5 protein-coding genes are annotated in these 3,078 nt (G+C 67.4%); 1 reads left to right on the top strand and 4 read right to left on the bottom strand.

Annotated features, from left to right (window positions below; genetic code table 11):
- Positions 1 to 149 precede the first annotated feature (149 nt).
- From ACFWPJ_RS29025 to ACFWPJ_RS29015, 3 genes are all read right to left on the bottom strand, one after another.
- Positions 150 to 602 (bottom strand): universal stress protein, encoded by a 453-nt coding sequence (locus ACFWPJ_RS29025; RefSeq protein WP_378856119.1) that lies wholly within the window; start codon positions 600 to 602, stop codon positions 150 to 152.
- A gap of 269 nt (positions 603 to 871) precedes the next feature.
- Entirely contained in the window at positions 872 to 1,303 is a 432-nt protein-coding gene (locus tag ACFWPJ_RS29020; protein WP_378856117.1) for a hypothetical protein, read from the bottom strand.
- 127 nt (positions 1,304 to 1,430) lie between these two features.
- Complete coding sequence (locus ACFWPJ_RS29015) at positions 1,431 to 2,243, bottom strand: DUF6597 domain-containing transcriptional factor (RefSeq protein WP_378856115.1); 813 nt, start codon at positions 2,241 to 2,243, stop codon at positions 1,431 to 1,433.
- Positions 2,244 to 2,335: 92 nt separating this feature from the next.
- On the opposite strand from ACFWPJ_RS29015, the gene ACFWPJ_RS29010 reads away from it, so the two are divergent.
- Entirely contained in the window at positions 2,336 to 2,803 is a 468-nt protein-coding gene (locus tag ACFWPJ_RS29010; protein ID WP_378856113.1) for a VOC family protein, read from the top strand.
- Between the two features lie 128 nt (positions 2,804 to 2,931).
- On the opposite strand, the gene ACFWPJ_RS29005 is transcribed toward ACFWPJ_RS29010, so the two are convergent.
- Positions 2,932 to 3,078 (bottom strand): UvrB/UvrC motif-containing protein (locus ACFWPJ_RS29005; protein WP_378856121.1); only part of this gene is annotated, 147 nt, incomplete at its 5' end.

Genomic DNA, 3,078 nt, shown 5'->3' with positions numbered 1-3,078 from the left:
TGTCTTTTGTTTTTAGCCCACCCCCCAGCGGGGGGGTGGTTTGCCACCGCTGTCCAGGGCGTGGGGGGGGTCCGCGCGGGCCTCGGCCCCGGACAAACCCCCGGGGGCGCCCCGAGGGGGCCCCCCTCGAAGTTCGTACTGGAACTGATCTATCGCACGGTGTGCACGATCAGCACGTCCGAGCGCGACTTGCGGGCCACATCCGAGGGCACCGAGCCGAGCAGGCGGCCGGTGATGGTGTTCAGGCCCCGGTTACCGACGACCAGCAGGTCGGCCTTGGTCTCCTTGACCAGGTCGAGCAGCGAATCGACCGGCTCGCCGACGATCGGGCGCTCGACGATGTTCTTCGCACCGGCGGCAATCGCCTTTTCCCGGGCGACGTGCAGGATCTCGTTGGTCGGCGCCGAGCCACGCACCTGGTAGGCCTCGTCCTTGAGCACGTCGGCCGCGGCGGCGACGTCGCGATCGTCGGTCGGGAAGTAGGCACAGGCCAGCACGAGGGTCGCGTCCGCGTCGCCGGCGAGCGCTGCGGCCTTCTCCACGGCGACGTACGACGAATCCGAGCCATCAGTACCGACAACAATGGTCCGGTAGGCGGTCATCTCTCCTCCAACTTGGTCGGTGCCAGCGTCGAGCGACCCGGGAATCGAGCGTCAGCGCGGCAATTGGGTCGACCCTAGCGCCAAAACCGACCGATTTATCGACAAATCGCAACAGATCACATCGGGAGTGTTGGCGCCGGTGTCCGCCGTACCGGTGGTCTTCGCGACAGTCGCGAAGATTCACCTGCGACAATCTGACCGCGAGTCACCGAAATTGTGGTCGATCACAACACAATCAACGCGACTGCGCGACTGGGACTTTGCTCACATCAGCCGGAAAAACTGGGCAGGCCGCAGGCGGCGCTGCCGGTGCCGGTCGAGGGCGAAACGGTCACCGTGGCCGGCACGATCCACCGGGTGCTGATGCCGACGACTTTCGCGGTCAATTCGTGCTGACCCGCGGCGGCGGGCCGCCATGTCGTGGTGGTGGTGCCGATGGTGGGCACGCCGACGGTGCCGATCGCCGCGCCGTTGTCGTAGAAGGTCACGTCGGCGCCGGAGTCACTGCTGCTGTAGCCGACGACGTTGACCGCGGTGATCGTGTACGAGCAGCCGGCCTGGTGATCGGAGCCCTCGACCGCGACGCGCTGGGTCGCGTCGGCGTGCGCGAACGGCGCGACGAGCGCGGCCGTGGCCAGGACCGTGGCGATGCCGGAGCCGGCCAGCCCCAGCCGCGTGTGCCGGCGGAAAGATGTTGTCACCGTTGATGTCCTCACTCTCACGCAGCAGCGACCGCTGCGCATGCGGTGAGACTATCGACGGACACCACCGCTCCCTGTCGAAACGGCAATATTTCAAATACCCGATTTCTGGGGTCTCGACACCCCGTCAACCCGGCGTCGGCACCGCACTCGCCTGCGCTTTACGCGCGTATTCCCACGGCGACATCCCGATCTCAGCGGTGAATTCCCTACTGAAATGGGCCTGATCGAAATAGCCGAGGTCGGCGGCCAGCGTCGCCAGATCCGGCTTGCCACCGCGGGCGAGCAGATCGGCGGCGTCCTGCAACCGGAATCGGCACAGCACCCATTTCGGCCCGGCCCCGACATACCGGCGGAACAGCCGCTGCAGGGTGCGGATCGGGATCGCGAAGCGGGCGGTGATCTGGTCGACCCGGGTGAGCGCGGGATCGGCCGCCATCGCGGTGACGATGCGCGACACCAGCGCGTAGTGCGGATCGTCGGCGCGGCCGCGCCCGGCGAAGAAGTCCTCGACGATGTCCACCCGCGCCGCATCGGAGGGCTCGGCCAGCACCCGGTCCGCCAGCCCAGCCGCAGCGGGCATCACTTCGGCCAGCGGGGCCGAATCATCGCGCAGCGCACCGACATCCATGCCGGTGAAGGCGCCGAACCCGCCTGGCCGGAACCGGATACCGAATGTCTCCCCTTCGCCGTCCAGTTCACGCACGTACTTCGTGGTGCTCACGCCGTTCACGAATCCACCCGTGCGGGTGCTGCTGCGTTCGACGGTGACATTCACACACGGAAAAGACAGCACTTCGGCGCGATAAGCGGGCTTGCCGCGCAGATCCCAGCGCACGACCCAATAGCGGTCGGCGAATTCGGCCAGGGCCGGCCCGACCGCCAGCCGGTCCAGCGATCGGTGCTTGGCCTGCTCGCCCGGGTGCAGAATGCCTTTCATATCACCGGGATCCGGCACCGCGCCCGGGGCCGTCATCCGATCTGTCGCTTTCTTACAAGATCGGGCACGGCGGATCGACCAGGATCTGAGTCATGACCAATCCCGTTGCGCCCATCCCGCAGGGTTACCACTCCATCACTTGTTTCCTGGCCGTGCCGGACGGCAACGCGGCCATCGGCTTCTACACCGAGGTGTTCGGCGCGAAGGTGCTCAGCCGGGCCGATCTGCCCGACGGCCAGCCCGCGCACGCGGAACTGCTGATCGGCGATTCGACCCTGCAGCTCGGAATGCCCATCCCCGACAACAACGTTCGCGCGCCCGAGGACTGGGTGCACACCTCGATCGTGCACTACTGCCCCGATGTCGACGCCGTGATCGCCCGCGCGATCGCCCAGGGCGCCCGCGTCGCCGAGGAGCCGCAGACCTTCGTCAACGGCGAGCGATTCGGCGTGGTCATCGATCCGTTCGGGCATCGGTGGGCGGTGATCACCCGGATCGAGGAGATGTCCCGTGAGGAAGCCGATCGCCGGATCGCCACATGGATGGCTGCGTCTGATTAGCGGCCGGCGCCGCGGGGTTTTCGGCCCCTTGTGCCTCGCCTCCGAGGAGCGATACTGCGCCTGCGGCGTTCCGTCTCGCTCCTCCGACGCGAGGCGGACGAAAACCCGTGGCGGCCGGGTCGACATCGTCAGCTGAGCCCCGCGGCGTCCATTCCGCGGAGTTCCTTCTTCAGGTCGGCGATCTCGTCACGCAGGCGGCCCGCCAGCTCGAACTGGAGTTCGCGGGCCGCGTTCATCATCTGGTCCGTGAGTGAGGCGACCAGGTCGGCCAGCTC

Source organism: Nocardia sp. NPDC058497 (genome assembly GCF_042720195.1).
In the GTDB taxonomy this organism is placed as follows: domain Bacteria; phylum Actinomycetota; class Actinomycetes; order Mycobacteriales; family Mycobacteriaceae; genus Nocardia.
The sequence above is the reverse complement of the archived record's forward strand: the minus strand, read 5'-3'. Positions and strand labels throughout refer to the sequence as shown.